The organism is Nocardioides sp., assembly GCF_034670285.1.
GTDB lineage: Bacteria > Actinomycetota > Actinomycetes > Propionibacteriales > Nocardioidaceae > Nocardioides.
In genome coordinates this window covers 1-4580 of record NZ_JAXMNS010000319.1, presented here as the reverse complement: position 1 = coordinate 4580, position 4580 = coordinate 1, and the positions used below count along the sequence as shown (strand labels likewise).

Below are 4580 nucleotides of genomic sequence, written 5' to 3'. Positions count from 1 at the left end.
GACGGTTTCGACCTCGGGCCCGAGCTCGGTTTCGGCCTCGCGCTTGGGCTCGGCGTCGGGCTCGGCATCGGGCTCGGGCTTGGGCTTGGGGTCCGGCTTGGCTTCGACCTCAGCGTCGGACTCGACCTCGGGTTCGGCCGTGGCTTCAGGCTCGGATGACTGCTCGTCCTCGGTCGCTTCCTCGGGCTCCAGGTCGTCGCCGGTCACGGCCGCGTCTGCGGGTTCCGGATCGGCCTCGGACTCGGACTCGGCCTCGGACTCGGCCTCGACCTCGGCCTCGGCCTCGGCATCCGCCTCGACCGGGTCCGCGGATCCCTCCTCCACCTCGACGGCGACGTCGGACTCGGGGATCGGCTCCACCTCGGGCTCGATCTCCGACTCGGGCTCGGCCTCGGACGACTCGGTCGGCTCTTCGGGCTCCTGCTCGACGTCGGCCTCGGGTTCCGGGTCGACCTCGGCGGCATCCTCGGCTTCGGGCTCCGGCTCCGGCTCGACCTCGGCAGCATCCCCAGGCTTGTCCTCGGCCTCGGCGTCCTCGGCCTGGTCCTCGTTCTCGTCCTCGGCCTCGACCTTCGGCTTCGGCTCGCTTGCGACCGAGCCCTCGTCGGTGGCCCCGACCTCATCGGCGGGCTCTGCTTCGAGCGCGACCTCGGCGGGCGCCTCGGCCTCCTCGGGCTCCGCAGGCTCCTCAAACTCCGCGGTCTGCTCGTCCTCGAGCTCAACGGCAGGCTCGACCGATTCCTCGACGAGGGGCGGCGCAGCAGGTTCCGCGCTCGGCTCGGCCTCCCCGCGCTTGCGACGGAACCTGCCCCACTGCGGGGGCTTGACGGTCAACCGGTCGGCGCGTGACTCGGCATCCAACGGCTCCGAGTCGGCCTCGGGCAGCGCGGCCTCTTCGACCTGGGGCGCCTCGGCCTCGGTCTCCTCGACCGGGGCGTCGCCGGAGATCTCGGCGCCCTCGGCAGCTGACTCGTCCTCGGTCGACGTCTCGACATCCGTGGCCTCGACGTCGGTCTCAGCGGGCTGTGCGGTCTGAGTGACGGCGTCGGTGCGCGCCTTGGCGAGCTCGGACTTGAGCACGAGAACAGCAGCAGCGGCCTCGCGGGCCGCCGTCTCGGCGGCGTCCGCAGCCGCCTGAGCAGCATCGATCCGCTTCTGCGCTGCAGCAGCGGCTTCCGCGGCGCTGGTCTCGGCGGCGCGAGCGATCTCGCGCTGACGCCGTTCGGCTTCCTCGGCCGCGACCCGGTCCGCTTCGATCTCGGCGAGGCGGGCTGCTGCCTCCTCGGCGGCGACCTGCGCTGCGTCGCGCTCCATCTCGGCCAGACGGGCGAGCTCGGACTGTTCGGCGGCGAGCTCGTGGGCGACTCGCACGGTCTCTTGCTCCACCCGAGCGAAGCGGCTGAGCCGCTCGTCGCTCTCCGGGTCTAGCTCGCTCTCCGCGGCAGTCGGTTCGGGCGAGTCGTCCGACTCGGTCGAGTCAGCGTCCTCGGGGGAGCTCTCCTGCTTCGGAGCGACGTTCGGGCTCACCACGGCAACAGCCGCCAGGAACTCCTCGTCACTCACCTGCAGACCGGCGGGTGGGGCGTCCTCGCGACGCTTGCGGCGCTTGCGGCTGCGGTCGCCGTCAGTGGTGACGTCGGACTCGGAGCTCATGGGCGGATGTTACCGATGCTCGCGCCCGGCCGGTCGCGCGACTCAAGGCGTGTACTGCACGTGCGTGTCGCTCGCGGCGTGCTCGAAGCCGGTGGAGGAGTACAGGGTGAGGGCCGGGTCGTTGTCGGCCTCGACGTAGAGCAGCACCTCGTCGACCCCCGTGGCGGCGAGGTGGTGCAGGCCCGCGAGGGTGAGCACGCGGCCGAGTCCGCGCCCCTGGGCGTGCGGACCGACGGCGACGACGTACACCTCGCCGGAGGCGGCGTCGTGCTGCTTGGTCCAGTGGAAGCCGAGCATGCCGGTCTCGTCGACGGCGATGAGGAGTCCGGCGGGGTCAAACCAGGGCTCGGCCATGCGCTCGGCCAGCTCGGCGGCGTCCATCTGTCCCTGCTCGGGGTGGTCGGCGAAGGCTGCCGCGTTGATCGCCAGGAGGTCGTCGGCGTCGCTGTCGAGATAGCCGCGCACCCGCACGCCGTCGGGCAGGGTCAGCGGGGGGAGCGGGGCGGCCGTGGGTCGTCGCATCACCCAGAGATCGCGGGTACGACGCCAGCCGTGCTGCTCGGCGAGACGGGCGGCGCCGGGGTGGTCGCCGTGCGACCAGGCCTGGGAGGGCTCGGCCTCGGCCGAGCGCGCCAGCAGGCGGGCGCCGCGGCCCTCGCGCCGAGCCCCGGGGGCCACGGCCAGGGTGAGGTCACCCTCGCGCACCAGCGCGAAGGCGTCCCCGTCGACCCACAGTCGCGCACCCTCGAGGCCACGGTGCTTGAGCCGCAGCATCGCCTTCTCGTCGAGAGGGTCCTGCCCGTCGGCGTCCACGCAGGCCGCTCGTACGGACTCCACGACGTCCAAGTCACTCATCCGGCGAGCCTAGCGAGAAGACCCGCCGACGGTGGTTGAGGTGTGAGGAGCGAAGCGACGAGCCTCGAAACCCCGCGACCTCTCACGCGGCCTGGTCACGGTTGCTTCTCGGCTTGCGAGGTTTCGAGGCTCGCTTCGCTCGCACCTCAACCACCGCTGGTGGCTCGCTCGCACCTCGACCACCGGAGGGATCAGGCCCAGGTGCCGCTGCCACCCGTGGCGTCTCCCCGCGCGCGGATGGTCTGGACCGAGATCGTCCCGGCGGACTGGCCCACTTCGTTAGGCAGCACCTCGAGGCGGAAGTGCAGCCGGGTGGTAGCGGTGCTGTCGGCCGTGGGAGCGCCGTCGATCCCTTGATCACGACTGAAGCTGAACGTCGGAGCGGTCGTGCTGTTGCCGGAGCCGATGAACTGCCAGCCGTTGGTGACTCGCGTGGCTGAGTTGCGCACGACCGTCCCGGAGCCCGGGGTGGGACTGCACGTGACGATCGCGGTCGTCAGGCCGGTCGACTCCGTGTTGCGGTTGATGAAGTCGATGGTCACCGAGAGGACGCCGTGGGTGTGGGTGGCCGGCAGGACGAGAGTCGTCACCGCGGCGCGGCCCGAGGCGGCGTACGTCGGTGCGGCAGTGGCCAGGACGATCGCGGGCGCCGTCCAGGCGGCACCCTTCAGGACGCGTCGTCGACTGGTGCCGGGGGTGTGCTCGGGCATGAGGCTCCTCAGTGGTTACCTCCCCGGGCGGCACGCTAGCCGAGGAGCAGCCGCTCCCACAGCACGTTTGCGAAACGGTTTCGTAAAGTCAGGGAGCCTCCAGAATCAGGGTCACCGGACCGTCGTTCACCGACGCCACCTGCATGTCGGCGCCGAACACCCCGCGCGCCACCTCGGCGCCGAGCCGGATCAGCTCGTCGCAGAGCGCGTCGTACAACGGCTCGCTCACAGGTCCGGGTGCGGCAGCGGACCAGCTGGGGCGCCGGCCCTTGCGGGCGTCGCCGTACAGGGTGAACTGGCTGATGACCAGCACAGGCGCTCCGACTTCGGAGGCGGAGACCTCGTCGCGGAGCAGCCGGAGGTCCCAGATCTTGCGGGCGGTCCAGGCGACCTGGTCGGGGCCGTCGGCGTGGGTCACGCCGAGGTAGACGAGCAGGCCGGGTCCCTCGATCGACCCGACGACCTCCCCGCAGACGGACACGGACGCACTCGACACTCGCTGGACGACGGCTCGCACCGCGCCATTGTGCCGCGGGGGAAGGCGGGCGCGGCTAGCGTCCGGCTCATGACGTGGGGGCGGAAGGTGGGGGCGCTGGTCGTGGTGGCCGCGGCTGTGGCCGGCTGCGCGTCCGAGGCGGCGCCGACGAACGATGAGCGCCCGGCGCTGCGGGTGCTGCTGGCGGGCGACTCGATCACGCTCGGCTACCACGCCAGCGACGTGGCGAGCTCGTACGCCGCGCTGCTGCTCGACGACTGGGGTACGCGCCGGGCGGTCGAAGTGACCCGTGCCGAGGAGGCGGGGGCGAGGGGCTGGCGTATCGCTCGCGCGGTCGAGGCGCTCGCTGATCCGGCGTGGGACGTCGCGGTGCTCGAGGTCGGCGCCAACGACGTCGGCAAGACCGCGGTGCAGGAGTTCGCCGACGACTACCGCGACCTCGTGCTCGCCGCCGAACGGGGCGAGCCGGAGCTGGTGGTGTGCCTGGGTCCGTGGAACGACGGTGTCCGGACACCGCCGTACGACCTGGTCGTGGCGCAGATCTGCGACGGCGACGGCCGGGTCCACGCCCCGCTCAGCGACCTCTACGACGACGCGGCCCTGCACGGCCCGGTGGGCGCGAGCACCGCCTTCGGCCCCCGCGACGGCTTCCACCCCAACGACGCCGGCCACGCAGCGATCGCTCGCCGCGTGGCCGCCGCCATAGTCATCGAGTAGCCGGCTGAGCGACCACCCTGGTCATCGAGTAGCCGGCCGAGCGACGAAGTCGCGGGCCGGCGTATCGAGATGTCGCCGGTCGGCGCGCACGTCGCGACGTCTCGATACGCCGGTCGCTCGCTGCGCTCGCACCCCGGCTACTCGACGAC

4 protein-coding genes and 1 pseudogene are annotated in these 4580 nt (G+C 72.2%); 1 reads left to right on the top strand and 4 read right to left on the bottom strand.

Annotation, left to right across the window (positions count from 1 at the left end):
- From VOI19_RS14875 to dtd, 4 genes and pseudogenes are all read right to left on the bottom strand, one after another.
- Positions 1-1653, bottom strand: a pseudogene (locus VOI19_RS14875) (hypothetical protein); the annotation flags it as partial.
- Between the two features lie 42 nt (positions 1654-1695).
- A complete protein-coding gene (gene mshD / locus VOI19_RS14870) occupies positions 1696-2508 on the bottom strand; it encodes a mycothiol synthase (protein WP_323793745.1) in 813 nt (270 codons plus the stop codon).
- A gap of 191 nt (positions 2509-2699) precedes the next feature.
- Positions 2700-3218: a hypothetical protein gene (locus VOI19_RS14865; RefSeq protein WP_323793744.1), complete on the bottom strand. Its 519-nt coding sequence runs from the start codon at positions 3216-3218 to the stop codon at positions 2700-2702.
- A gap of 88 nt (positions 3219-3306) precedes the next feature.
- Positions 3307-3735: a D-aminoacyl-tRNA deacylase gene (dtd, locus tag VOI19_RS14860; RefSeq protein WP_323793743.1), complete on the bottom strand. Its 429-nt coding sequence runs from the start codon at positions 3733-3735 to the stop codon at positions 3307-3309.
- A 48-nt stretch (positions 3736-3783) separates the two neighbouring features.
- Here dtd and VOI19_RS14855 point away from each other — a divergent pair, with 48 nt between their 5' ends.
- Complete coding sequence (locus VOI19_RS14855; RefSeq protein WP_323793742.1) at positions 3784-4431, top strand: SGNH/GDSL hydrolase family protein; 648 nt, start codon at positions 3784-3786, stop codon at positions 4429-4431.
- Positions 4432-4580: the final 149 nt, after the last annotated feature.

Coding starts and splice junctions, on each gene's coding strand:
- mshD (WP_323793745.1), bottom strand. CDS start 2,508: ATGAGTGACTTGGACGTCGTGGAGTCCGTACGAGCGGCCTGCGTGGAC.
- VOI19_RS14865 (WP_323793744.1), bottom strand. CDS start 3,218: ATGCCCGAGCACACCCCCGGCACCAGTCGACGACGCGTCCTGAAGGGT.
- VOI19_RS14855 (WP_323793742.1), top strand. CDS start 3,784: ATGACGTGGGGGCGGAAGGTGGGGGCGCTGGTCGTGGTGGCCGCGGCT.